Here is a 24,474-nt window from a genome sequence, read left to right on the forward strand (position 1 = left end):
CCTACGCCATGCCCGGCCGCAGTGCGCCGCTTCTCGTGCCCCTCCCTGTGCCTCTCCGTGCCGGAACGCCTCTTCCCACGACAGGCTGAGCCGTGCGTGCCGATCGCATCTTCGCGTACGGCGCCACGGCGGGGATGGTCGCCGACGCGCTGTTCGGCGATCCGCGGCGGGGCCACCCCGTCGCCGGATTCGGCCGCGCCGCGGCGCGCGTCGAGTCCCTGCTGTGGCGTGACGACCGTGGCCGGGGCGCGCTGCACACCCTGGTGTGCGCCGGAGGCGCCGTGGGGGCCGCCGCGCTGACCGCCCGCGCCGTACGGGGACGCCCCGCGCTCGCCGTCGCGCTGACCGCCGCCACCGCCTGGTCCGTGGTCGGGGTGACGTCGCTGGGCCGGGAGGCCCGCGCCATCGGGGGCGCGCTGGTCGCCGGGGACCTGGAGGCGGCCCGGGAGCGGCTGCCGCACCTGTGCGGGCGCGATCCGCACTCCCTGGACGGGCCGGGGATCGCCCGCGCGGTCGTCGAGTCGGTCGCCGAGAACACCTCGGACGCCGTCGTCGGCGCGCTGGTGTGGGGGGCGATCGGCGGGATACCGGGGCTCGTCGGCTTCCGGGCGGTGAACACGCTGGACGCGATGGTCGGCCACAAGTCTCCCCGCCACCGCCGTTACGGCTGGGCCTCGGCGCGCCTGGACGATGTGGCGGGGTGGCCGGGCGCCCGGCTGACGGCCGCGCTGGCCGTGGCGAGCGGCGGGCGGCCCGCTCAGGCCGTACGCGCCTGGAAGGCGGACGCGCACCGCCACCCGAGCCCGAACGCGGGGCCGGTCGAGGCGGCGTTCGCGGGGGCGCTCGGCGTACGGCTGGGCGGCACGCTCGCGTACGCGGGGCGCGTCGAGCACCGGCCCGTCCTGAACGGGGCGGCCGGCCGGGACGTGCGGGGCGCGGACATCGAGCGCGCGGTGCGGCTGTCGCGCCGCGTGAGTGCGCTGGCCCTGGGGGTGTGTGTGGCGGGCCGGCTGGCGGCGGGCCACCTGGTCGCGCGGCGGTCGGTCGCGGGACGGTCATCGACAGGACGGAAGCGGGGGCGGACATGAGGGGCGGCGGACTGCTGGTCGCGGGAACGACCTCCGACGCGGGCAAGAGCGTCGTCACGGCGGGCATCTGCCGCTGGCTGGTGCGCCGGGGCGTGGAGGTCGCGCCGTTCAAGGCGCAGAACATGTCCCTCAACTCCTTCGTGACCCGCGAGGGCGCGGAGATCGGACGCGCCCAGGCGATGCAGGCGCAGGCCGCCCGGGTGGAGCCGACGGCCCTGATGAACCCGGTGCTGCTGAAGCCCGGCGGCGACCGGTCCAGCCAGGTCGTCCTGATGGGGAAGCCGGTCGGCGAGATGAGCGCCCGCGGGTACCACGGGGGCCGTCAGGAGGCGCTGCTCGGGACGGTCACGGACTGCCTGGAGCAGCTGCGGTCGACGTACGACGCGGTGATCTGCGAGGGGGCGGGCTCCCCCGCCGAGATCAACCTCCGGCGCACCGACATCGTGAACATGGGCATCGCCCGGGCCGCCCGCTTCCCCGTGCTGGTCGTCGGGGACATCGACCGGGGCGGGGTCTTCGCCTCGTTCTTCGGGACGACGGCGCTGCTGAGCGCCAAGGACCAGTCACTGGTCGCGGGCTACCTGGTGAACAAGTTCCGGGGCGACGTCTCGCTGCTGGAGCCGGGGCTCGACATGCTGTACGGCCTGACCGGGCGGCGGACGTACGGGGTGCTGCCGTACGCCCACGGGCTCGGCATCGACGAGGAGGACGGCCTGCGGGTCTCCCTGCGGGGTGCGGTGCGGGAGTCGGTCGTGGCGCCGCCCCACGGCGAGGACGTGCTGCGGGTCGCGGTCTGCGCGGTGCCGTTGATGTCCAACTTCACGGACGTGGACGCGCTGGCCGCCGAACCGGGCGTCGTCGTGCGGTTCGTGGACCGGGCGGAGGAGCTGGCCGACGCGGACCTGGTGATCGTGCCCGGGACGCGCGGCACGGTGAAGGCGCTGGCCTGGCTGCGCGAGCGGGGGCTCGCGGACGCGTTGGTGCGGCGGGCGGCGGAGGGCCGGCCGGTGCTCGGCATCTGCGGCGGGTTCCAGGTGCTCGGGGAGCGCATCGAGGACGAGGTGGAGTCGCGGGCGGGGGTCGTGGACGGGCTGGGGGTGCTCCCCGTACGGATTCGCTTCGACCGGGACAAGACGCTGGCGCGGCCGGTCGGTTCGGCGCTGGGCCAGCCCGTGGAGGGGTACGAGATCCACCACGGGGTGGCCGACGTACGGGGCGGGGAGCCGTTCCTGGACGGGTGCCGGGTGGGGGCGGTGTGGGGGACGCACTGGCACGGGTCGCTGGAGAGCGATGCCTTCCGGCGGCGGTTCCTGGTGGAGGTGGCCCGGGCCGCCGGGCGGCGGTTCGTTCCCGCGCCGGACACGAGTTTCGGGGTGCTGCGGGAGGAGCAGCTGGATCGGCTGGGGGATCTGGTGGAGGAGCATGCGGACACGGATGCGTTGTGGCGGTTGATCGAGGGTGGGGCGCCGTCCCGGTTGCCGTTCGTGCCGCCGGGGGCGCCTTCGGCGCCGGGTGACGTGGGTGCGGGTGGTTCGGCGAGCCGGGGCGCTGTCCCGGACCCCGCGCCTCCGTCGCCCGAGGCGCTTGATTCCGCCGGGTCCGCCGGGTCTGCCGGGTCAAGGGGCCAGGGGATTGATGTGACCGGTCACGTAGAAGCTGAACAGCATGTCGACCAGGAGGCCTTGTGAGTACGCCGTATCCCTTCACCGCGATCGTCGGACAGGACGACCTGCGGCTCGGGCTGTTGCTGAACGCCGTCAGTCCGGCCGTCGGCGGCGTGCTCGTGCGGGGTGAGAAGGGGACCGCCAAGTCCACCGCCGTGCGGGCGCTCGCCGCGCTGATGCCCGAGGTCTCCGTGGTGCCCGGGTGCCGGTTCTCCTGTGACCCGGTCTCGCCGGACCCGGCGTGTCCCGACGGGCCGCACGCGGAGGCGGCCGGGGCGGCGCGGGCCGCGCGGACCGTGGAGCTGCCCGTCGGGGCGTCCGAGGACCGGCTGGTGGGGGCGCTGGACATCGAGCGGGCGCTCTCGGAGGGCGTGAAGGCGTTCGAACCGGGGCTGCTGGCGGACGCGCATCGCGGAATCCTGTACGTCGACGAGGTCAACCTCCTCCACGACCACCTGGTGGACCTGCTGCTGGACGCGGCCGCCATGGGCGCCTCGTACGTCGAGCGCGAAGGCGTCTCCGTACGGCATGCGGCGCGGTTCCTGCTGGTGGGGACGATGAACCCGGAAGAGGGCGAGCTGCGACCGCAGTTGCTGGACCGGTTCGGGCTGACCGTGGAGGTCTCCGCGTCCCGGGACACCGACGAGCGGGTCGAGGTCGTGCGGCGCCGGCTCGCGTACGACGACGACCCCGAGGGGTTCGCCGCGCGCTGGGCCGAGGAGGAGGGCGCACTGCGCGAGCGGATCGCCGCCGCGCGCGTCCTGCTGCCCCAGGTCGTGCTGAGCGACGGCGTACTGCGGCAGATCGCCGCCACCTGCGCCGCGTTCGAGGTCGACGGGATGCGGGCCGACATCGTGATGGCCCGTACCGCCACCGCGCTCGCCGCCTGGGCCGGGCGCGAGGAGGTCACCGCCGACGACGTACGGCAGGCGGCCCTGCTGGCGCTCCCCCACCGGCGGCGGCGCAACCCGTTCGACGCGCCCGGTCTGGACGAGGACAAGCTCGACCGGACGCTGGACGAGGCCGGCCCGCAGGAGAACAACGACGACGACGATCCCGATCCCGGGCCCGATGGCGGCGGTGACGGCGGTGGTGGCGGTGGCGTGCCGCCCCAGGCCGACGGGGACCGTACGCCGCCGGCCCCGGAAGACGGCGACACGCCGTCCCAGGCCCCCGAGAACGCGCCCGGGACGCCCGGTCGGCCCGCCGGTGGCGAGCAGCGGCCCGTGGCCGCCGCAGAGCCGTTCCGGACGAAGATGCTCAGCGTGCCGGGGCTCGGCGAGGGCGCGGCCGGGCGGCGCTCCCGGGCCCGTACCGAGCACGGGCGTACGACCGGCGCGCGCCGCCCGCAGGGGTCGCTGACCAAGCTTCACCTGGCCGCGACCGTGCAGGCCGCCGCCCCGCACCAGCGTGCGCGCGGGCGTGCGGGGCGCGGGCTCGTGGTGCGCCGGGACGATCTGCGGCAGGCGACCCGGGAGGGGCGTGAGGGCAACCTCGTGCTGTTCGTCGTGGACGCGTCGGGATCGATGGCGGCCCGGCAGCGGATGAGCGCGGTCAAGGGGGCCGTGCTGTCCCTGTTGCTCGACGCCTACCAGCGGCGGGACAAGGTCGGCCTGGTGACCTTCCGGGGCAAGGAGGCGGAGGTGGCGCTGCCGCCGACCTCGTCCGTGGACGCGGCCGCCGCCCGGCTGGAGTCGCTGCCGACGGGCGGGCGCACTCCGCTGGCCGCCGGGCTGCTCAAGGCCCATGACGTGCTGCGGGTGGAGCGGCTGCGCGATCCGTCGCGGCGGCCCCTGCTCGTCGTCGTCACCGACGGGCGGGCGACCGGCGGGCCCGAGCCCGTGGCGCTCGCGGGGCGGGCGGCGCGGCTGCACCGGGCCGAGGGGGCGGCCTCGGTCGTCGTGGACTGCGAGTCGGGGTACGTACGCCTCGGTCTCGCCGGAGAACTCGCCCGGGAGCTGGGAGGCACCGCCGTGACGCTCGACGAGCTGCGGGCCGACTCGATCGCCGGGCTCGTCAAGGACGTCACCGCAGCCGGGAGGGCCGCTTAATGCCGCAGGGACAGCCGACAATTGTGCCGGACGACGGGCTCACCACCCGTCAGCGCCGCAACCGCCCGCTCCTGTTCGTCCACACCGGCATCGGGAAGGGCAAGTCGACCGCCGCGTTCGGGCTCGCGCTGCGGGCCTGGAACCAGGGGTGGCCGATCGGGGTGTTCCAGTTCGTCAAGTCGGCGAAGTGGAAGGTCGGCGAGGAGAACGCGCTGAAGGTGCTCGGCGCGAGCGGCGAGGGCGGCACCGTCGACTGGCACAAGATGGGCGAGGGCTGGTCCTGGGTCCAGCGCGACGGCCAGCTCGACAACGAGGAGAAGGCCCGCGAGGGCTGGGAGCAGGTCAAGCGGGACCTGGCGGCCGAGACGTACAAGCTGTACGTGCTCGACGAGTTCGCCTATCCGATGCACTGGGGCTGGATCGACACCGACGAGGTCGTCGAGGTCATGCGGAACCGGCCCGGCACCCAGCATGTGGTGATCACCGGCCGCAACGCGCCCGACAAGCTCATCGAGGCCGCCGATCTGGTGACCGACATGTCGAAGGTCAAGCACCCGATGGACGCGGGGCAGAAGGGCCAGAGGGGCATCGAGTGGTGAGTGTGCCCCGTCTGGTCATCGCCGCTCCGGCCTCGGGCAGCGGCAAGACCACCGTCGCCACCGGTCTGATGGCCGCCTTCGCCGCGCGCGGGCTGGCCGTCTCGCCGCACAAGGTCGGCCCGGACTACATCGATCCGGGCTACCACTCCCTGGCGACGGGCCGCCCCGGCCGGAATCTCGACGCGTACATGTGCGGGACGGATCTCGTCGCCCCGCTCTTCGCGCACGGGTCGGCGGGGTGCGACCTCGCCGTGGTCGAGGGCGTGATGGGGCTGTACGACGGTGCCTCGGGGCAGGGGGAGCTGGCGTCGACCGCGCAGGTCGCCAAGCTGCTGAAGGCGCCCGTGGTGCTGGTGGTGGACGCCTCCTCGCAGTCCCGGTCGGTGGCGGCCCTGGTCCACGGGTTCGCCTCGTGGGATCCGGAGGTGCGGATCGGCGGGGTGATCCTGAACAAGGTGGCGTCCGACCGGCACGAGGCGCTGTTGCGGGACGCGCTGGACGAGTCGGGGCTGCCGGTGTTCGGGGTGATCCGGCGGGCGCCGCAGGTCGCGACGCCCTCGCGGCACCTGGGTCTGGTCCCGGTGGCCGAGCGGCAGAGCGACGCGGTGGACGCCGTACGGGCCATGGGCGAGCGGGTGCGCGCCGGATGCGACCTGGACGCGCTGCTGGCGCTGGCGCGGACGGCTCCCGCGCTGGCGGACGAGCCGTGGGAGCCCGCGTACGCCCCCGGGCCCGGCGCCGAGAAGCCCGTCGTCGCGGTGGCCGGCGGGCCGGCGTTCACCTTCGCGTACGCGGAACACGCCGAGCTGCTGACGGCGGCCGGGGCGGAGGTCGTGACCTTCGACCCGGTGCGGGACGAGAAGCTGCCGGCGGGGACGGCGGGGCTCGTCATCGGCGGCGGGTTCCCGGAGATGTACGCCCCCGAGCTGTCGGCCAACGAGCCGCTGCGGCGGGCGGTCACGGAACTGGCCCTGGGCGGTAAGCCGGTGGCCGCCGAGTGCGCGGGGCTGCTGTATCTGGCCCGCGAGCTGGACGGGAGGCCGATGTGCGGGGTGCTGGACGCCGAGGCCCGGATGTCGGAGCGCCTCACGCTCGGCTACCGGCAGGCGGTGGCGGTCTCGGACAGCCCGCTGGCGGTGGCGGGAACCCGGGTGCGCGGTCATGAGTTCCACCGCACGGTGCTGGAGCCCGGGGCGGGAGCCACGCCCGCCTGGGGCATGCACCAGCCGGAGCGGCGGGTCGAGGGATACGTCCAGCGGGGCGTGCACGCGAGCTATCTGCACACGCACTGGGCCGCGTCGCCCGAGGTGGCCCGACGGTTCGTCGAGCACTGCCGGGCGCATCCGGCACGGTGAACGGATCGCCTCCGCCCGGCTTCGCGGATCGCCTGCCGACGGGCGCGTCGGGCGTGGTGAGCTGCGGCGCGTCCGGCGCACCGGAACGTCCGGGGCGTACGCGCGGCTCACTCTGCGATGCCGACGACCAGCCAGATGAAACCCACGCCCCCGATGGTGCAGAGAAGGGTGGAGCGGGCGGGATGGGAGTGGTGCGCCTCGGGAAGGATCTCCGCAGCGGCCAGGTAGAGCAGGGCTCCGCCGAAGAAGCCGAGATAGCCGCCGAGCAGTTCCTCCGGAAGGGTGAACAGCAGCGTCGTCGCCGCGCCCACGACCGGTGCCACGGCGGCCGCGAACAGCATCACGAGCGCCTTGCGGCGGGCGTTCCCGTACAGACTGGTGAGGGTGTACGTGTTGAATCCGTCGGCGAAGTCATGACTGATCACCGCCAGCGCGACGGCCACCCCCATGGAGCCGCTGACCTGGAAGGCGGCGCCGAGCGCGATGCCGTCCATCAGGCTGTGGCCGACCATCGCGGCGGCCGCCGTCAGCCCCACCTGCGGGACGCGGTCGCCGTGGTGCCCGCCGCCCGCCCCGTGTGCCACCTGGCGTGCGGAGAGCAGCCGCTCGACCAGATGGGCCACCAGGAAGCCGCCCACGAACAGAAGCAGCGCCATCGGCACCCCGAACACCGGCTCGCCCGCCGCCTCGATCGCTTCCGGCAGGAGGTCGAGGCCGACCACGCCGAGCATCAGCCCGCCCGCGAGACCGAGCACCAGATGGCGGCGGTCGGTGACGCGTTGGGCGACCCAGCCGCCGGCCAGGGTCATCAGGAACGCGCCGAGCGCGACGAACACCGCCATGGGGCCTTGCTAGCCGATCGGGCCCCCTCCGCGCATCTCAGGGTGTCCTTACCGGTGGCGTCCCCGCCGCCCCTCCCGTCGCCGGGGCCCGTCCTCCGTATCCGGATGCGTATACGCAGCGGCCCCGCCCCCTTCCCCGTACCACCGAGACGTATGACCTGAAAGGCAGGACTCCGCCGATGACCGGAGCATCCCTCGGCCCCGGACCCGAGTCCGGCGCCCGCAGTCTGGTGGTGGGGGTCGGCGCACGCCGGGGTGTTTCGGGCGACGCGGTGTTCGCGCTGATCGAGGCGGTGTTGAGCGGGGCCGGGCTGGACCCGGCGGACGTGGTGGAGGTGGCCACGGTCGACGCCAAGGGGGACGAGCCGGGGATCGTGGGGGCGGCTGCCCGGCTCGGGGTGCCGGTGCGCACCCATCCGGCGGGGGCGCTGGCCGCGGTCCGGGTGCCGAACCCGTCGGCCGGGGTGGGCGCGGCGGTGGGGACGGTGTCGGTCGCGGAGGCCGCCGCGCTGATCGAGGCGGACGAGCTGGTGGTGCCGAAGACCCGCGCCCCGGGCGGGAAGGCGGCGGGGAAGGGGACGGCGAAGGGGGCGGCGACCTGTGCGGTGGCCCGCCGTCTTCCGGCCGCCGACGGGACTTTCGATGTTTCCGGCAGGAAAACTTCCACCTCACCGGTGACGGCAGGCTCCCGCCCGTTCACCATGGCTGCCATGAATCCCCCCACGCATCCCCCACGCGGGACATCGAGAGTGCCGGGCCCGACCTGTGGCACCACGGCGACGCGGAGGTGCGCGGCGAGAATCTGACCGATCTCGCCGTGAACGTCCGTACCCACACCCCTCCCCCGTGGCTGCGCGAGCGGATAGCCGCGTCGCTCACCTCGCTGGCCGCCTATCCCGACGGGTCGTCCGCCCGGGCCGCGGTCGCCGGCCGGCACGGGCTGCCGGTGGAGCGGGTGCTGCTGACGGCGGGCGCGGCCGAGGCGTTCGTCCTGATCGCCCGGGCGCTGCCGGCCTGCCGCCCGGTCGTGGTGCACCCGCAGTTCACGGAGCCGGAGGCGGCGTTGCGGGCGGCCGGGCACGAGGTGGGGCGGGTTCTGCTGCGGGCCGAGGACGGCTTCCGGCTCGATCCGGCGGCGGTGCCCGAGGAGGCGGACCTCGTGATGGTCGGCAATCCGACGAACCCGACGTCCGTGCTGCATCCGGCGGCCCTGCTGGAGAAGCTGGCGCGGCCGGGGCGGACGCTGGTGGTCGACGAGGCGTTCATGGACGTCGTGCCGGGCGAGCTCGAGGCGCTGTGCGACCGGACGGACATTCCGGGGCTCGTGGTGCTGCGCAGCCTCACCAAGACGTGGGGGCTCGCGGGGCTGAGGATCGGTTACGTGCTGGCCGAGCCGGAGACGGTGGCGCGGCTCGCCGACGCGCAGCCGCTGTGGCCGGTGTCCACCCCGGCGCTGGCGGCGGCGGAGGCGTGCATGGAGCCGCGGGCGCTGGTGGAGGCGGCTCAGGCGGCGGACCGGATCACGGTGGACCGGGCCCATCTGCTGGCCGGTCTCGCGGAGTTCAGCGAGGTGGAGGTGGTGGAGGCGGCCCGGGGGCCGTTCGTGCTGGTGCGGCTGGAGCGGGCGGCGGACGTCCGGGAACGGCTGCGGCTGCTGGGCTTCGCGGCCCGGCGCGGCGATACGTTCCCGGGGCTCGGGCCGCAGTGGCTGCGGCTCGCGGTCCGCGACCGGGCCACGACCAATCGTTTCCTCCAGGCCCTGGACCAGGCCGTGCAGGCGCTGCCCGCGAGATCGGGGCGCTGAGGGAGTCCGGCACGTGGGGCGGCGTTCTTCGTACGAACGCCGCCCCGTCCCCGTCCCCCGTCGTAGGGATCAGCTCTGGCCGCTGCTGCGCCTGCGCGCCAGCACCGTGGCGCCCGCGCCGACGGCGAGGAGCAGGGCGGCGCCGCCCGCGATGTACGGGGTGGTGGAGCTGCCGCCGGTCTCGGCGAGGTTGGCCTCGGTGGGGGCGGTGTCGGTGCCGGTCTGCGTCTTCACGTCGCCGCCGCCCTTGCCGCCGGTGCTCTTGTCTCCGCCGCTGTCGCCGCCCGTGGAACCGCCGTCGGTGGAACCGCCCGTGGTGCTCGGCTCCTCGGGGGTCTTCGGCCCCTTCGGGGTCTCGCAGGTCGCCTCGGCGAGGGTGACCTCGCCGTTGACCTCGGCGACGTTGAGCTTCAGCGGGTTGACCGCCACCTTGAGCTGAAGGGCCGTCGCGGCCGCCGTGCGCTCGGTGGTGACCGTCTTGGACAGGTCGAGGGTGACCTCGCCGACGCCCGGCACGGACACCTGGGTCGGGCCGCCCGCGCTGAGCGTCACCTTCTTCCCGAGCACCGCGACATGGCCGAGCACGTTCGATTCGGCGACGGGCTGCTTGCCCGCCTCGCAGAGCGCCTTGGAGGTGACCTTCTCGACCTCGACGAGCGGGAGCGCCGCGAGTCCGGGGACATGGATCCGGGCCTTCGCCAGGTTGGTGTAGCCCTCGGCCCTGTGCTCGTCCACGGTGGCGTCGGCGGTGGCCACGTCCGCGCGCAGGACGTCTACCGGGCGGCCCTGGACCCCGTCCAGGTTGACGGTCAGCGCGGTCTTCTCGGCGCTGGCCGGGGCCTGCACCTCGTTGAGCGTGACCTTGAGGGGCACCTGGACGGACTTGTTGAGGAGCGAGACGTCGAGCCCGGTGCGGAGCACGACGGCGCTCGCCCTGCCCTCACCGCCGGTGGTGGGCGTCGCCGGGGCTGCGTGCGCGGGGACGGCGGCAAGCAGCGCGACGGGGGCGGCGGCGACCGCCACGGCGGCGAGACGGAAGGTGTTGCTGTTCAAGATGGTGGAACCCCCACAAGAGACATGGAGCCACCGGCACAGTCCAATGGGGGACATCGCCCGGCCGGTGACCTCGACTCCGTGAATCTTTACGCACTGAGGGTGAACTGGCGGATACCTGACGTGAGTTCACCCCAAAGGGAGGTTTCCGCGCATACATTCGAATCTTTCGGCACGTGCGTTCCCTCCCGCCCCTCCCCGTCACCCGTTTCGCGCGGAAGGGGCCGCGGCGCGTGGACGGGCCGGCCATGTCAACGAGCCGGGGGCCGCATTCGTCACTGCCCGTCAACGCACCGCCGACTCAGCCGATGACCCGCCCGTTCAGCACGATGTGCCGGGGCGCCGCCAGCACCCGGACGTCCGCGCGGGGGTCCGCGTCGTACACGACCAGGTCCGCCGGAGCCCCCTCGTCGAGGCCGGGCCGCCCCAGCCAGCGCCTGGCTCCCCACGCGGTCGCGGAGAGGGCCTCCAGCGGCGGGATGCCCGCCTTCACCAGCTCGGCCACCTCCCCCGCGACCAGGCCGTGCGCCAGGGAGCCGCCCGCGTCGGTGCCGACGTAGACCGGGATCCCGGCGTCGTACGCGGAGCGCACGGTGTCGTAGCGGCGGTCGTACAGCTGCCGCATATGGGCCGACCAGCGGGGGAACTTGGCCTCGCCGCCCGCCGCCAGGTCGGGGAAGGTGGCGATGTTGACCAGCGTCGGGACGATCGCGACGCCGCGTTCGGCGAAGAGCGGGATGGTGTCCTCGGTGAGGCCGGTGGCGTGCTCGACGCAGTCGATGCCCGTCTCCACCAGATCGCGCAGGGACTCCTCGGCGAAGCAGTGCGCGGTGACCCGGGCACCCAGCCGGTGCGCCTCGGCGATGGCCGCCTCGACCTCGCCGCGCGGCCAGCAGGCGGTGAGGTCCCCGGCGTCGCGGTCGATCCAGTCCCCCACCAGCTTGACCCAGCCGTCGCCGCGCCGGGCCTCCTGGGCGACGTACGCGACGAGGTCGCCGGGCTCGATCTCGTGCGCGTAGTTGCGGATGTAGCGGCGGGTCCTGGCGATGTGGCGGCCGGCCCTGATGATCTTCGGCAGATCCTCGCGGTCGTCGATCCAGCGGGTGTCGGAGGGCGATCCGGCGTCGCGGATCAGCAGGGTCCCGGCCTCCCGGTCGGTGAGCGCCTGCTTCTCGGCGGTCGCCGCGTCGACCGGGCCGTGCCGGTCGAGCCCTACATGGCAGTGGGCGTCGACGAGGCCGGGCAGCACCCAGCCCCTGACCGTCACCGCGTCGTCCGCGCCGGGCGGCCGCTCGAAGGTGATCCGTCCGTCCACCGCCCACAGTTCGTCCCGCACCTCGTCCGGGCCGACGAGCACCCGGCCCTTCACCCGCAGCACCGGCCGCTCCTTGCGATCACTCACTCCGACCACCCGTCCGACCGCTCACCCGATCACTCATACGCCGCACTGTACGAGGCCGCCGGTGGGCCGTCGGTAGGCTGCCAGTGCCTTCCGACCGACGGACGAACCCGAAGAGAGCACCACCGTGACGCACCCCTTCCTCGACCTTCCCCCGCTGACCGCCGGCCACTTCGCGGCGATCGAGCGACGTGTGGCCCGGCTCCTCGCCACGGAGCAGGACGTCGTCATCACCCAGGGCGAGGCGCTGCTGCCGCTGGAGGGCTGCATCCGCGGCGGCGCCCGGCCCGGCTCGACCGCGCTGAACGTGGTCACGGGTCCGTACGGGCAGACCTTCGGCAACTGGCTGCGGGACTGCGGCGCCCAGGTCGTCGACCTCGCGGTGCCCTTCCACACGGCGGTGACCGCCGACCAGGTCGCCGAGGCGCTGGCCGGGCACCCGGAGATCGACTTCGTCTCGCTGGTGCACGCGGAGGCGGCGACCGGCAACACCAACCCGGTCGCGGAGATCGGCGAGGTGGTCGGGGCGCACGGGGCGCTGTTCATGCTGGACGCGGTCGCCTCGGTGGGCGCCGAACCGCTGCTGCCGGACGCCTGGGGCGTCGACCTGTGCGTGATCGGCGCGCAGAAGGCCATGGGCGGGCCCGCCGGGGTCTCCGCGGTGTCGGTGAGCGCGCGGGCCTGGGAGCGGATCGCCGCCAACCCGGCCGCCCCGCGCCGCTCCTACCTCTCGCTGCTGGACTGGAAGGAACGCTGGATCGACGGCGGCCGCACGGCCCTGCCGCACGCCCCGGCGCAGCTGGAGATGCTGGGTCTGGAGGCGTGTGTGGCCCGGATCGAGGACGAGGGCCTGGAGACGGTGATGGCCCGCCACGCCTCGGCCGCCGCGGCGACCCGGGCGGGAGCGGTGGCGCTGGGCGGCGGTCTGGAGCCGTACGTCCACGAGGCACGGGACGCGGCCCCGGTGGCGACGACGCTGCGTGCCCCGGCGGGGACGGACGCGGCCGCGCTGGTCGCGGCGGCACTGGCGACGGACCCCGCGCTGCCGCTGGTCGCGGGCGGCGGGGCGCTGTCCAAGGAGATGATCCGGGTCAACCATTACGGGGCGGATGCGACGCGGGGCGTGGTGCTGTCCTCGCTCGCGGCTCTGGGGGCGGCGCTGGCCGATGGGGGCCAGCAGGTCGATATCGAGGCTGCCCGCCGGGCCGTTTCGGAAACCTGGTCGAGCCGCTGATTTAGCCACCATGCGGGGAGCTGCTTTATTGAAAGCAGCTCCCCGCATTCTTTTGCCCGCTTCTCCGTCGCCTAAACGCGGAAGTTTTCGCGGGGCTCGAACTTCATGTTTCGGACACGCTCCAGGAGAGTTATGAGCCTGTGACCGACTCCACACGAGCGGCGTTATGCCCGTTAAATTCAGGACAAAGCGGTGGAAGTTCCATCCCGATCATGGGGCGGCTCGCGCACGCCTGATAACACACACAATCTCTTCACCCAACCCCTCACGTCGATGCAATTTCGAAATTTGCTGGGTAAATTCAATTCGCATGACCGCCGCACCAGCAGATCTTGCCCGTGCCCGAAGTGAATTCCTCAGTATCGATGCGCCGCGAGTGGAGGACGGAGCCGCGATCTGGCGCATAGCCCGCGACTCCCAGGTCCTGGACCTGAACTCCTCGTACAGCTACCTGCTGTGGTGCCGTGACTTCGCCGCGACCTCCGTCGTCGCCCGTGGCGAGAGCGGCGAGCCCATCGCCTTCGTGACGGGCTACATCCGGCCCGACCGCCCCCAGACCCTCGTCGTCTGGCAGGTGGCCGTCGACGCGGCCCACCGCGGCAAGGGACTGGCCGCCACGCTGCTGGACGCGCTGACCGCCCGGGTCGCCGCCGACCAGGGCCTGTCGTCCGTCGAGACGACGATCACCCCGGACAACACCGCCTCCGACCGGCTGTTCACGTCCTACGCCCAGCGGCACGACGTGGCGCTGGAGCAGGAGGTCCTCTTCGACGTCGACCTGTTCCCCGAAGGGACCCACCTGCCCGAGGTCCTCTACCGGATCGGCCCGTTCGCCACCTGAGCCCGCCCGGGCGCGCCCTCGGCGCCCCGGCCCGTACGCCCGCCGCCCGGCGCACCCCACCCGTGCGCCCGGCCCCCGACTTTTCGCGCCGGCCGACCACCCGGCGCGGTCCCGGCCGCATCCGTGCGGCCGGGAGCACGAGACCACCGCCCGTCACACCCCCTCACGCAGGAGATCCGCTGTGACCATCACCCCGCCCGCACTGAGTGTCTTCGAGACCCTGGAGTCCGAGGTCCGGAGCTACTGCCGCGGCTGGCCCGCCGTCTTCGACCGTGCGCAGGGCGCCCGGCTGACCGACGAGGACGGCCACTCCTACCTGGACTTCTTCGCCGGGGCCGGCTCGCTCAACTACGGCCACAACAACCCGGTGCTGAAACGAGCGCTGATCGACTACATCGAGCGCGACGGCATCACCCACGGCCTGGACATGGCGACCACCGCCAAGCGCGCGTTCCTGGAGACGTTCCAGAACGCGATCCTGCGCCCGCGCGACCTGCCGTACAAGGTGATGTTCCCCGGCCCGACCGGCACCAACGCCGTCGAGGCGGCGCTGAAGCTGGCCCGTAAGGTCAAGGGCCGCGAGTCCGTCGTCTCGTTCACCAACGCCTTCCACGGCATGTCGCTGGGCTCGCTCGCCGTCACGGGCAACGCCTTCAAGCGCGCCGGGGCCGGGATCCCGCTGGTGCACGGCACTCCGATGCCGTTCGACAACTACTTCGACGGTACGGTCCCCGACTTCCTGTGGTTCGAGCGGCTGCTGGAGGACCAGGGCTCCGGGCTGAACAAGCCCGCCGCGGTGATCGTCGAGACGGTCCAGGGCGAGGGCGGCATCAACGTCGCCCGCGCCGAGTGGCTGCGCGCGCTCAAGGAGCTGTGCGAGCGCCAGGACATGCTGCTGATCGTCGACGACATCCAGATGGGCTGCGGCCGGACCGGCGGCTTCTTCTCCTTCGAGGAGGCCGGCATCGTCCCGGACATCGTCACGCTGTCGAAGTCCATCAGCGGCTACGGGCTGCCGATGGCGCTCTGCCTGTTCAAGCCGGAGCTGGACATCTGGGAGCCGGGCGAGCACAACGGCACCTTCCGCGGCAACAACCCGGCCTTCGTCACGGCCGCCGCCGCGCTCCAGGCGTACTGGGCGGACGGCCAGATGGAGAAGCAGACCCTGGCCCGCGGCGAGCAGGTCGAGCAGACGCTGCTGGCCATCTGCGCCGAGGAGCCGACCGCTCAGTTCCGCGGCCGGGGCCTGGTGTGGGGCATGGAGTTCGAGGACCCGGCGCGGGCCTCGGCGGTCTGCGCCCGCGCCTTCGAGCTGGGGCTCCTGCTGGAGACCTCCGGCCCGCAGAGCGAGGTCGTCAAGCTGCTGCCGCCGCTGACCATCACCCCCGAGGAACTGGACGAGGGGCTGCGCACACTGGCCCGCTCCGTCCGCGAGACGGCCTGACCCGGAACCGCCGGGGCAGGTGGAAGAAGAGAGGCCCCGGGCCGCGACGCCCGGGGCCCGTGCAGAGAAGAGAAAGGCAACCGCTCACCGTGATCGTCCGATCGTTCAGTGACATCGAGAACACCGACCGGCATGTGAAGGCCGCGTCCGGCACCTGGGAGAGCAAGCGCATCGTGCTCGCCAAGGAGAAGGTGGGCTTCTCGCTCCACGAGACCGTGCTGTACGCGGGCACGGAGACCTCCATGTGGTACGCGAACCACATCGAGGCGGTGCTGTGCACCGAGGGCGAGGCCGAGCTCACCAACGACGAGACCGGCGAGAAGCACTGGATCACGCCCGGCACGATGTATCTGCTGGACGGACATGAGCGGCACACCATGCGGCCCAAGACCGACTTCCGCTGCGTGTGCGTCTTCAATCCCCCCGTCACCGGACGGGAGGACCATGACGAGAACGGTGTCTACCCACTGCTGACCGAGGAGGGCTGAACCATGACCACCGAAGTACGCGCCGATCTGTACCCCTCGCGCGGCGCCGCCGAGATGACCACTCCCCGCCAGGACCCGGTCATCTGGTCCGCGCCGGGCGCACCGGGTCCGATCGCCGCCAAGGACCTCCAGAGCTACGAGCACGACGGCTTCCTCAGCATCGAGCAGCTGATCACGCCGGACGAAGTCGCCGTCTACCGGGCGGAGCTGGACCGGCTGGTCGCCGACCCGCTGATCCGTGCCGACGAGCGCTCCATCGTGGAGAAGCAGTCGCAGAACGTGCGGTCCGTCTTCGAGGTCCACAAGATCAGTGAGGTCTTCGCCGGTCTGGTCCGCGACGAGCGGGTGGTGGGCCGGGCCCGCCAGATCCTCGGCTCGGACGTGTACGTCCACCAGTCGCGGATCAACGTGAAGCCGGGCTTCGGGGCCTCGGGCTTCTACTGGCACTCGGACTTCGAGACGTGGCACGCGGAGGACGGTCTGCCGAACATGCGGACGGTGTCCGTGTCGATCGCGCTGACGGAGAACTTCGACACCAACGGCGGGCTGATGATCATGCCCGGTTCGCACAAGACGTTCCTCGGCTGTGCGGGCGAGACGCCGAAGGACAACTACAAGAAGTCGCTCCAGATGCAGGACGCCGGCACCCCGTCCGACGAGGCGCTGACGAAGATGGCCGACCGCCACGGCATCAAGCTCTTCACGGGCAAGGCCGGTTCGGCGACCTGGTTCGACTGCAACGCCATGCACGGTTCGGGCGACAACATCACCCCGTACGCGCGCAGCAACGTCTTCATCGTCTTCAACAGCGTGGAGAACGCGGCGCAGGAGCCCTTCGCGGCTCCGATCCGCCGCCCGGAGTTCATCGGGGCGCGGGACTTCACCCCGGTGAGGTAGCGCGACGCGCAGGCGGCAAGGGCCGGGACGGTGCGCCGTCCCGGCCCTTCGCGTGTGCCGCCGGGACCGGGGCGCGGGGGGCAAGCCGGCCCGGTCGCCGGGTAACTCACTGGACCGGGACCCGAGTCGGCGGGGAGGGTGTCCGCCATGACTTCCCATGTACGCCACATCACGATCGACTGCGCCGACGCCTACGCGCTGGCCGCCTTCTGGGCCCAGGTGCTCGGTGCGCCGCTCTCCGACGAGGACTCCCCCGGTGATCCGGAGGCGCTGGTCGAGGCGCCCGGCGCGGCGATCCTCTTCGTACAGGTGGACGAGCCGAAACAGACCAAGAACCGCGTCCATCTCGACATCCAGCCGGACGACCGCTCCCGCGACGAGGAGGTCGAGCGGCTGCTCGCGCTCGGCGCGACCCTCGTCGCCGACCACCGCAAACCGAACGGGCGCGGCTGGGCGACGCTCGCCGATCCCGAGGGCAACGAGTTCTGCGTGGAGTGCGGCGCGGCCGAGCGGGCGGCGCTGACCGGGACCCGGCTGCCGGTGACCGCCGACGACGTGACGACCGCCGTGCGGCTCGCGGTGGACGTGCTGGCGAAGGCCCCGGCGGACCGCTGGGAGGCCAGGGCCGGTTCGCTGGAGTGGACCTGCTGGGAGACGGCGGAGCACCTGGGCGACGATCTCGTCTCGTACGCCGTGCGCTTGGGCCCGCGTACGCCCCCGATGGAGCAGAACCTCCCCTTCCGGTGGACCTCCGAACGCCCGGGCGGCCACGACGGCCTGCTCTTCGTCGACCGCTCGGCCGGGCCCGCCGGGCTGCTGGCGACGGTGGAGGCGCGCGGGGCGCTGCTGGCCTCGATGGTGCGGACGACGCCGCCGGAGGTGCGCGCGTACCACGTCTACAGCGTCTCGGACCCGGAGGGCTTCGCCGCGATGGGGGTGGTGGAGACCCTGGTGCACGCCCATGACATCGCGGAGGGGCTGGGGCTGACGTGGGAGCCGCCCGCCGCGCTCTGCGACCGGGCGCTGGCCCGGCTCTTCCCGGACGCTCCGGCGGGCGGCGACCGGTGGGCCGTCCTGCTGTGGGCCACCGGCCGCGCCGAACTGCCGGGCCACCCGCGCCGCACCGCGTGGCGGTGGGACGGGCGGCCCCTGGAGGATCAGACGGCGTCGAGCGCCGGATAGTCGGTGTAGCCCTTGGCGTCGCCGCCGAAGAAGGTCGACGGGTCGGGGGTGTTGAACGGGCCGCCCGCCCTCAGCCGGGCGGGCAGGTCCGGGTTGGCGAGGAAGAGTGCCCCGTAGGAGATCAGGTCGGCGATGCCGTCGTCGATCACCGTGTGGTCGCCGGGGCCGGTGGGTCCGTCGGAGTGCACGTTGATGACGACGGTCCCGGAGAAGGCCTTGCGCAGGGCGAGGGTCAGCTCGCGGATCGGGGTGGCCTCCAGGATGTGCAGATAGGCGAGGCCGAGCGGCTCGATCGCCCGGACCAGCGCGGTGTACGTGGCCTCCGGCGCGGGCTCGTCGATGTCGTTGTACGGGTTGCCGGGCGAGATGCGCAGTCCGGTGCGCTCCGGGCCGATCTCGGCGGCGACGGCCTCGACGACCTCCACGGCGAAGCGGGTGCGGGCCTCGTCGGAGCCGCCCCACGCGTCGGTGCGCCGGTTGGTGTTGGGGGCGAGGAACTGGTGGATGAGGTAGCCGTTGGCGCCGTGCAGCTCGACCCCGTCGAACCCGGCCGCCACGGCGTTGCGGGCGGCGGTGACGAAGTCGGCGACGGTCGCGCGGACCTCCGCGTCGGTCAGCTCGTGCGGCTCGACGAAGTCCTTCGGCCCGACGTGGGTGTAGACCTGCCCCTCGGCCTTGACCGGGGAGGCGCTGACGGGGACGAGCCCGTCCGGCAGCAGGACCGGGTGGCCAATACGGCCCGCGTGCATGATCTGGGCGAAGATCCTGCCGCCCTTCGCGTGCACCGCGTCGGTGACCGCACGCCAGGAGGCGACCTGCTCGGCGCTGTGCAGGCCGGGCGTGGAGGGGTAGCCCTGGCCCACGACGGACGGCTGGATGCCCTCGGTGATGATGAGTCCCGCCGAGGCGCGCTGGGCGTAGTACGTGGCGGTCAGCTCGGTGGCGGTGCCGCCCTCACCGGCCCGGCTGCGGGTCATCGGGGCCAGCGCGATGCGGTTGGCCAGCGGGGTGCCGGACAGGTCGATCGGGTCGAAAACGGTGGTCATGAGGGGCTCCCGGATAAGTATGTGGTCGGCCAACCATCGCCGCCGGGAGTAACTGTAACCCATTCCTTGGCCGACCAAGGTAAAGTTGTCCGGAACCGTCGGGCATCATCGGAAGCCGCCACCGAGGCCATCACCGAAACCGTCGCTCTCCACCCCGACGACCCCAGGAGCCCGCCATGACCACCGGCCGCGCCACCCCCGCGGAAGACGCCTGTACGAACGCGCCGCCCCTGGCGGCGCTCGGCGGGCCCGTCAGCCACGCCGTCTCCCGGGTGGCCCGGCTGCACCGGATCGCAGCGGGCAAGGCGCTCAGGGGCGTGGACCTCTACCCGGGGCAGGAGTTGCTGATGATGCACCTGTGGGACCGGGGGGCGGTCCGGCAGACGGAGCTGATCAGGGCCCTGGAGCTGGACCCGTCCACGGTCACGAAGATGCTCCAGCGGCTGGAGCAGACCGGGCATGTGCGCCGCCGCCCCGACCCGGCCGACCGGCGGGCCGTGCTGGTCGAGGCGACGGACGAGAGCTGCGCGCTGCACACCGCGGTGGAGGCCGCCTGGGGCAGCCTGGAGGAGCACACGCTCGCGGGCCTGGACCCGGCCGAGCGCACGGAGCTGGTGCGGCTGCTGGCGAAGGTCGAGGAGAACCTCTGCCGGGAGACCGAGGACTGCCCCGACCGGCGCGGGGCCGCGTCCGCCTGAGCCGTACGGCCCGAGCCACGCCCGTGCGGATACGGCTCAGGCCAGGAAGTCCAGCAGCCGGTCCACATCGGCCTCGGTGTTGTGGAGGTGGCAGGAGATCCGCAGGTTCCCGGCCGGGGCGGAGACCGCGATCCCGGCCTCCACCAGCTCGGGCTGACGCCCGTCGAGCCCCGGCACGGCGACGATCGCCGACTCCCCGGGAACGGCCTTGTGCCCGAGGGCCGCCAGCCCCGTCCGCAGCCGGGCGGCGAGCCCGGTGGCGTGCGCGTACAGGGCCTCGGCGCCGACCTCGGCGAGCAGGGCGAGGGAGTGCTCGGCCCCGTGGTACGAGAGGAAGGCGGGCGGCTCGTCGAAGCCGCGGGCGGTGGGGGCCAAGCGCTCCAGCGGGCCGTAGTTGTTCGTCCAGGGGGCACCCGCGGAGACCCAGCCCGCGAAGAGGGCCGGCAGGGTGTCCTGCGCCTCCTCGGTGACGGTCAGGAACGACGTACCGCGCGGGCAGAGCAGGAATTTGAAGCCGCCGGTCACGGTGTAGTCGTACGCCCCGGCGTCCACCGGGAACCAGCCCGCCGCCTGGGTGGCGTCCAGCAGGGTGCGGGCCCCGTGCGCCGAGGCGGCCGCGCGGACGGCGGCGAGGTCGGCGACCCGGCCGTCGGCCGACTGCACGGCGGAGAAGGCGACCAGCGCGGTCGATGCGCGGACGGCCCCGGCGAGGTCCGCGAGCGGCGCGTACCGCATGCGCAGATCGCCGCGGAGCGCGAACGGGCTGACGACGGAGGAGAACTCGCCCTCGGGGCAGAGGACTTCAGCACCGGGCGGCAGCGAGGCAGCGATCAGGCCGACGTGGACGGTGACGGAGCTGCCGGTGGCGACCCGGTCCGGGTGGACCCCGACGAGCCGCGCGAAGCCGGCCCGGGCGGCCTCCACGGCCTCGAAGCTGCCGGCCCCCACCCGGCGGCCCGCGGCGTTCTCGTCGGCCAGGGCCTTGACGGCGGCGATCGTCCGGCGGGGCAGCAGGCCCCAGCTGGAGGTGTTGAGGTAGGTGACCTCGGGCGCGAATTCGACGGCTGCGGCTTGGATGGGCGCGAGGATCGTCATGCGTCCACCCTGGAGCCCCCTCGACCCAAAGTCAATTACAGAGAGTTAAGGGGAACTCCAAAGAAGCGCTTATGGATCGCGACCGACGCGACGGACAGCGGCTCAGCCCTGCGGCTCAGCCCTGGGGAACCTCGCAGGCCCCGTCGGCGTCGCAGGCCGCCGCGTCCCCGCCGACGGTGGTCAGCGCGGTGGCGGGGCGGTCCTTCCACGCCTGCTCCAGAGCCTGGACGAAGACCTCGGAGGGCTGGCCGCCGGAGATGCCGTACCGCCGGTCGAGGACGAAGAACGGCACGGCGTTGGCGCCCAGTTCGGCCGCCTCGCGCTCGTCGGTGCGGACGTCGTCCGCGTACGCCTCGGGGTCGGCGAGCACCGCACGGGCCTCGGCGGCGTCGAGCCCGGCCTCCTCGGCGAGGGCGACCAGCACCTCGTCGTCGAAGACAGAGCGCTCCTCGGCGAAGTTCGCCCGGTAGGCGAGGGTCAGCAGCTGGTCCTGGCGGCCCCGGGCCTTGGCCAGGTGCAGCAGCCGGTGGATGTCGAAGGTGTTGCCGTGGTCCCGGCCGTCGGTGCGGTAGCCGAGCCCCTCGGACTGCGCGTTGGCAGCGACGTTCGCCTCCATCGCGGCGGCCTCCTCGCGGCTGCGGCCGTACTTCTCGGCCAGCATGTCGATCACGAGCGCGGTGTCGCCCTTGGCCCGGGAGGGGTCGAGCTCGAAGGACCGGTGCACCACCTCGACCTCGTCGCGGTGGGCGAACTCCGCGAGGCCCTTCTCGAAGCGGGCCTTGCCGATATAGCACCACGGGCAGGCGATGTCGCTCCAGATCTCGACGCGCATGACTCTTCTTCTCTCCCAAGGCTCACGGGGGGCGTGCGGAGAAGCCCTCCGTACGTCACGTCTCCGTACGAACACCAGACCTGACCTGGTGATTCCCGCCCCGGAACCCGCTGGCGCGCGGAGCGGAAATCGGGAAAGCTCGCGCGCATGGTCTCAGTGGTGCAGAACGTGGCGATCGACTGTGTGAACGCGTATGAGCTGGCGCGGTTCTGGAGCGAGGTGACCGGCCGCCCGCTGCATCCGGAGGACGAACCGGGCATGCCGGAGACACAGGTGATGATGGCGGAGGGCCCGATGCTCTACTTCCATCAGGTCCCCGAGGCCAAGAAGGGCAAGAACCGGCTCCATCTGTGCCTGCGCCCCAAGACCTCGCGCGAGGAGGAGGTGGAGCGGCTGCTGGCCCTCGGCGCCACGCTCGTCGCCGATCTCCGCAACCCGGACGGCTCCGGCTGGGCGGTGCTCGCCGACCCCGAGGGCAACGAGTTCTGTGTTCTGCGCAGCGAGTCCGACCGGGCCGCGACGGCTTCCTGACGCTCTCCGCGCGCACCCGGCCCTTCTCACCCCTCCCGCCTCACCGCCCGTCGCGCAGGTTCGCCACTCCCCCGGGCAGGAACGCGATCCGGTCGAAGACCGCGCCGCAGCCGTCCCCGGTCGGCGACTGGACGAGGAAGCCGACGCGGGCGGCCGCCCGCTCCTCCCTGGTACCGAGGGTGAAGACGCGGACGAAGGTCCAGCTGTCGCCGTCGACGGAGGCGTGGAAGGCGTAGGCGCTGCCGGTGCGGCTCAGGCGGAGCCAGCAGACGCCCTCCTCCACCACGAAGGCGTTGGCGTCGTCGGAGTGGCCCCGGGTGACGACGGTGCAGACGGTCGGGAGGTCGGCGGAGTGCTCCAGGCAGAGCTTGGCCCACTCCCGGTCCGCGACCTGGAGGAACAGCGCCCCCGCGTCACCGGCCGCCACCAGCCCCGGGCGGACCCGGGCCACCAGCCGGAAGTCCCCGTCGCCTACCGCGCCGAGCAGGCGCGGGGCGTCGGAGGCCGGGGCGAGGGAGTCGCCGGACGGCGGGACGAAGAGGTCCTGGCCGGGGCCTGCCCGGCCGGTCAGGACGCCGCCCGCGTGGGTCCAGCGCCCCTCGGGGCCCGCCGGGTCCAGGGCGAAGGGGAGGCGGTCGAGGTGCAGGCTCATGCGCGGCGTCCGTCCACCCGGCGCGGCAGGCCCAGCGGGTTGTCCTCGCGCAGCTCGGCCGGGAGGAGCGTCTCGGGGGTGGACTGGTACGTGACCGGGCGCAGCCAGCGCTCGATCGCCGTCGCGCCGACCGAGGTGGAGGTGGACGTGGCGGCCGGGTAGGGGCCGCCGTGGTGCTGGGCGGGGGCGACGGCGACACCGGTCGGCCAGCCGTTGACGAGGATGCGCCCGGCGAGCGGGGTGAGGGCGGCGAGCAGCGGGGCGGCGTCGGGGTCCCGGGCCTCGTCGGTGGCGGTCTGGAGGGTGGCGGTGAGGTTCCCCGGCAGCCGGGCGAGGACGGCGGCGATCTCGTCGACGGAGGCGTACCGGGCGATCACGGTGACCGGGCCGAAGCACTCCTCCAGCAGCGCGTCGTGCGGGCCCTCGGCGGTGAGCCGGGCGGCGGGCACGGTGAGGAATCCGGCGGAGACGGAGTGCTCGCCGGCGGCGCCGGGGGTGACCGGGGCGTCGACATCGGGCAGCGCGGCCCGCTCCCGTACGCCGGTGAGGAAGGCGTCCCGCATGCGGTGGTCCAGCAGGACGCCGGAGCCGGTCGAACTGACCGTCTCGGTGAGGGTCTTGAGGAGCTGGTCGCCCGCCGCGCCCGCGGGGACGAGGACGAAGCCGGGCTTGGTGCAGAACTGGCCGACGCCGAGCGTCATCGAGCCGCCGAGGCCCGTGCCGATCTCCCCGGCGCGCTCGGCCGCGGCGGCCGCGGTGACGACGACCGGGTTGAGGGAGCCGAGTTCACCGTGGAAGGGGATGGGGGCCGGGCGGGCGGCCGCCGCGTCGTACAGCGCGCGTCCGCCGCGTACGGAGCCGGTGAAGCCCGCGGCGCTCACCAGCGGGTGGCGGATCAGTTCGACGCCCGCGTCGAAGCCGTGCACCACGGTGAGGACGTCCTCGGGCAGCCCGGCGTCTGCGGCGGCGCGGCGCAGGACCGACGCGCAGAGTTCGGAGGTGGCCGGGTGGTCGGGGTGCGCCTTGACGACGACCGGGCAGCCGGCCGCGAGGGCGCTGGCGGTGTCGCCTCCGGGGACGGAGAAGGCGAGCGGGAAGTTGCTCGCGGCGTAGACGGCGACGACCCCGAGCGGGATCTTGTAGCGGCGCAGGTCGGGCCAGGGCGGGGTCCGGGAGGCGTCCGGGTGGTCGATGTGGACGTCGAGGTAGGCGCCTTCGTCGACGACCTCCGCGAAGGCCCTGAACTGGGCTGCCGTGCGGGCGAGTTCACCGGTGAGCCGGGCCGGACCGAGGGCGGTCTCCGCGTCGGCGGCCTCGATGATGTGCTCGCCGGACTCCTCCAGCAGCTCCGCCGCCGCCCGCAGGAAGGCGGCACGCGCCCCCCGGTCGGCGAGGGCGCCCCGTACGGCGTGGGCCGACCGGACCGCGCGGTCGACCTCCTCGGCGGTGGCCTCCGCGGCAACCTGCTCGCGCGGGTTCCCCGTTCGGGGGTCGACACTCCAGACTGGTACTGCGCTCACCGTGATTCCCTTCCGTCGCGCGACCGGCCCCGGGCCGGTCCCCGATCGCCGTGCGACCGCCGCCCCGCCGACTTCGGCCGCACATCAGCAAGTGTTCGGTATTCTGAACAGAGTTCCTGATCGTGAATGTCCTGGGACTCTATTTCCGGGTGTTCCGTG

At 73.3% G+C, this 24,474-nt stretch carries 21 protein-coding genes and 1 pseudogene; 14 read left to right on the plus strand and 8 right to left on the minus strand.

Features of this window, described 5'->3' with window-relative positions:
- Positions 1–92 precede the first annotated feature (92 nt).
- From CCZ36_RS06070 to CCZ36_RS06090, 5 genes are read left to right on the plus strand one after another with little or no spacing between them, the layout of a single operon-like run.
- Positions 93–1,088: a cobalamin biosynthesis protein gene (locus CCZ36_RS06070; RefSeq protein WP_128817160.1), complete on the plus strand. Its 996-nt coding sequence runs from the start codon at positions 93–95 to the stop codon at positions 1,086–1,088.
- Positions 1,085–2,776 (plus strand): cobyric acid synthase, encoded by a 1,692-nt coding sequence (locus CCZ36_RS06075; RefSeq protein WP_128817161.1) that lies wholly within the window; start codon positions 1,085–1,087, stop codon positions 2,774–2,776. The genes CCZ36_RS06070 and CCZ36_RS06075 overlap by 4 nt, the downstream gene beginning before the upstream one ends.
- On the plus strand, positions 2,773–4,803 hold the full coding sequence (locus tag CCZ36_RS06080; protein ID WP_128817162.1) for a putative cobaltochelatase: 2,031 nt from the start codon (positions 2,773–2,775) through the stop codon (positions 4,801–4,803). The genes CCZ36_RS06075 and CCZ36_RS06080 overlap by 4 nt, the downstream gene beginning before the upstream one ends.
- Positions 4,803–5,402, plus strand: a complete 600-nt coding sequence (gene cobO, locus CCZ36_RS06085; protein WP_069739465.1) for a cob(I)yrinic acid a,c-diamide adenosyltransferase — start codon at positions 4,803–4,805, stop codon at positions 5,400–5,402. Before CCZ36_RS06080 ends, cobO begins: the two co-directional genes overlap by 1 nt.
- Entirely contained in the window at positions 5,396–6,757 is a 1,362-nt protein-coding gene (locus CCZ36_RS06090; protein WP_128817163.1) for a cobyrinate a,c-diamide synthase, read from the plus strand. Before cobO ends, CCZ36_RS06090 begins: the two co-directional genes overlap by 7 nt.
- Before the next feature lie 107 nt (positions 6,758–6,864).
- Here the strand turns inward: CCZ36_RS06090 and CCZ36_RS06095 are convergent, their stop codons facing one another.
- Positions 6,865–7,599: a ZIP family metal transporter gene (locus CCZ36_RS06095; RefSeq protein ID WP_069743212.1), complete on the minus strand. Its 735-nt coding sequence runs from the start codon at positions 7,597–7,599 to the stop codon at positions 6,865–6,867.
- Between the two features lie 179 nt (positions 7,600–7,778).
- Between CCZ36_RS06095 and cobC the strand changes: the two are divergent.
- Positions 7,779–9,403: pseudogene (gene cobC / locus CCZ36_RS06105) on the plus strand (Rv2231c family pyridoxal phosphate-dependent protein CobC).
- 69 nt (positions 9,404–9,472) lie between these two features.
- Here the strand turns inward: cobC and CCZ36_RS06110 are convergent.
- Positions 9,473–10,456: an SCO1860 family LAETG-anchored protein gene (locus CCZ36_RS06110; protein ID WP_128817166.1), complete on the minus strand. Its 984-nt coding sequence runs from the start codon at positions 10,454–10,456 to the stop codon at positions 9,473–9,475.
- Between the two features lie 301 nt (positions 10,457–10,757).
- Positions 10,758–11,834, minus strand: coding sequence for an amidohydrolase family protein (locus tag CCZ36_RS06115; RefSeq protein ID WP_128819405.1), 1,077 nt, complete (start codon positions 11,832–11,834; stop codon positions 10,758–10,760).
- Positions 11,835–11,982: 148 nt separating this feature from the next.
- On the opposite strand from CCZ36_RS06115, the gene CCZ36_RS06120 reads away from it, so the two are divergent.
- The 6 genes from CCZ36_RS06120 (at position 11,983) to CCZ36_RS06145 (ending at position 17,941) form a co-directional block, all read left to right on the plus strand.
- Complete coding sequence (locus CCZ36_RS06120) at positions 11,983–13,089, plus strand: pyridoxal-phosphate-dependent aminotransferase family protein (RefSeq protein ID WP_128817167.1); 1,107 nt, start codon at positions 11,983–11,985, stop codon at positions 13,087–13,089.
- Between the two features lie 310 nt (positions 13,090–13,399).
- Entirely contained in the window at positions 13,400–13,930 is a 531-nt protein-coding gene (ectA, locus tag CCZ36_RS06125) for a diaminobutyrate acetyltransferase (RefSeq protein WP_079134193.1), read from the plus strand.
- A 181-nt stretch (positions 13,931–14,111) separates the two neighbouring features.
- The gene (ectB, locus tag CCZ36_RS06130) at positions 14,112–15,374 is read left to right on the plus strand and encodes a diaminobutyrate--2-oxoglutarate transaminase (RefSeq protein WP_069739472.1); all 1,263 of its coding nucleotides are present in this window, start codon (positions 14,112–14,114) and stop codon (positions 15,372–15,374) included.
- A gap of 89 nt (positions 15,375–15,463) precedes the next feature.
- Positions 15,464–15,862 (plus strand): ectoine synthase, encoded by a 399-nt coding sequence (locus tag CCZ36_RS06135; RefSeq protein WP_006123624.1) that lies wholly within the window; start codon positions 15,464–15,466, stop codon positions 15,860–15,862.
- Positions 15,863–15,865: 3 nt separating this feature from the next.
- Positions 15,866–16,759 carry an ectoine hydroxylase gene (gene thpD, locus CCZ36_RS06140; RefSeq protein WP_069739473.1) on the plus strand — a complete coding sequence of 298 codons (894 nt, stop codon included), beginning with the start codon at positions 15,866–15,868 and terminating at the stop codon, positions 16,757–16,759.
- Positions 16,760–16,906: 147 nt separating this feature from the next.
- Positions 16,907–17,941 carry a VOC family protein gene (locus tag CCZ36_RS06145; RefSeq protein ID WP_128817168.1) on the plus strand — a complete coding sequence of 345 codons (1,035 nt, stop codon included), beginning with the start codon at positions 16,907–16,909 and terminating at the stop codon, positions 17,939–17,941.
- Here CCZ36_RS06145 and CCZ36_RS06150 read toward each other — a convergent pair.
- Positions 17,917–18,987 (minus strand): alkene reductase, encoded by a 1,071-nt coding sequence (locus CCZ36_RS06150; RefSeq protein ID WP_128817169.1) that lies wholly within the window; start codon positions 18,985–18,987, stop codon positions 17,917–17,919. The two genes, CCZ36_RS06145 and CCZ36_RS06150, sit on opposite strands and share 25 nt — an antisense overlap.
- A 176-nt stretch (positions 18,988–19,163) precedes the next feature.
- Here CCZ36_RS06150 and CCZ36_RS06155 point away from each other — a divergent pair, with 176 nt between their 5' ends.
- Positions 19,164–19,685 carry a MarR family winged helix-turn-helix transcriptional regulator gene (locus CCZ36_RS06155; RefSeq protein ID WP_069739476.1) on the plus strand — a complete coding sequence of 174 codons (522 nt, stop codon included), beginning with the start codon at positions 19,164–19,166 and terminating at the stop codon, positions 19,683–19,685.
- A 36-nt stretch (positions 19,686–19,721) separates the two neighbouring features.
- Here CCZ36_RS06155 and CCZ36_RS06160 read toward each other — a convergent pair whose 3' ends face one another.
- Entirely contained in the window at positions 19,722–20,780 is a 1,059-nt protein-coding gene (locus CCZ36_RS06160) for an aminotransferase class V-fold PLP-dependent enzyme (RefSeq protein WP_069739477.1), read from the minus strand.
- A 115-nt stretch (positions 20,781–20,895) separates the two neighbouring features.
- On the minus strand, positions 20,896–21,612 hold the full coding sequence (locus CCZ36_RS06165) for a DsbA family oxidoreductase (RefSeq protein WP_069739478.1): 717 nt from the start codon (positions 21,610–21,612) through the stop codon (positions 20,896–20,898).
- A gap of 147 nt (positions 21,613–21,759) precedes the next feature.
- Between CCZ36_RS06165 and CCZ36_RS06170 the strand changes: the two genes are divergently transcribed.
- On the plus strand, positions 21,760–22,143 hold the full coding sequence (locus CCZ36_RS06170) for a VOC family protein (protein ID WP_069739479.1): 384 nt from the start codon (positions 21,760–21,762) through the stop codon (positions 22,141–22,143).
- Positions 22,144–22,183: 40 nt separating this feature from the next.
- Here CCZ36_RS06170 and CCZ36_RS06175 read toward each other — a convergent pair whose 3' ends face one another.
- A complete protein-coding gene (locus CCZ36_RS06175; protein WP_069739480.1) occupies positions 22,184–22,795 on the minus strand; it encodes a DUF1349 domain-containing protein in 612 nt (203 codons plus the stop codon).
- Entirely contained in the window at positions 22,792–24,315 is a 1,524-nt protein-coding gene (locus CCZ36_RS06180) for an aldehyde dehydrogenase (NADP(+)) (protein ID WP_069739481.1), read from the minus strand. Before CCZ36_RS06180 ends, CCZ36_RS06175 begins: the two co-directional genes overlap by 4 nt.
- Positions 24,316–24,474 lie beyond the last annotated feature (159 nt).

Source organism: Streptomyces sp. S063 (assembly GCF_002832675.1).
Classification (GTDB): domain Bacteria; phylum Actinomycetota; class Actinomycetes; order Streptomycetales; family Streptomycetaceae; genus Streptomyces; species Streptomyces sindenensis.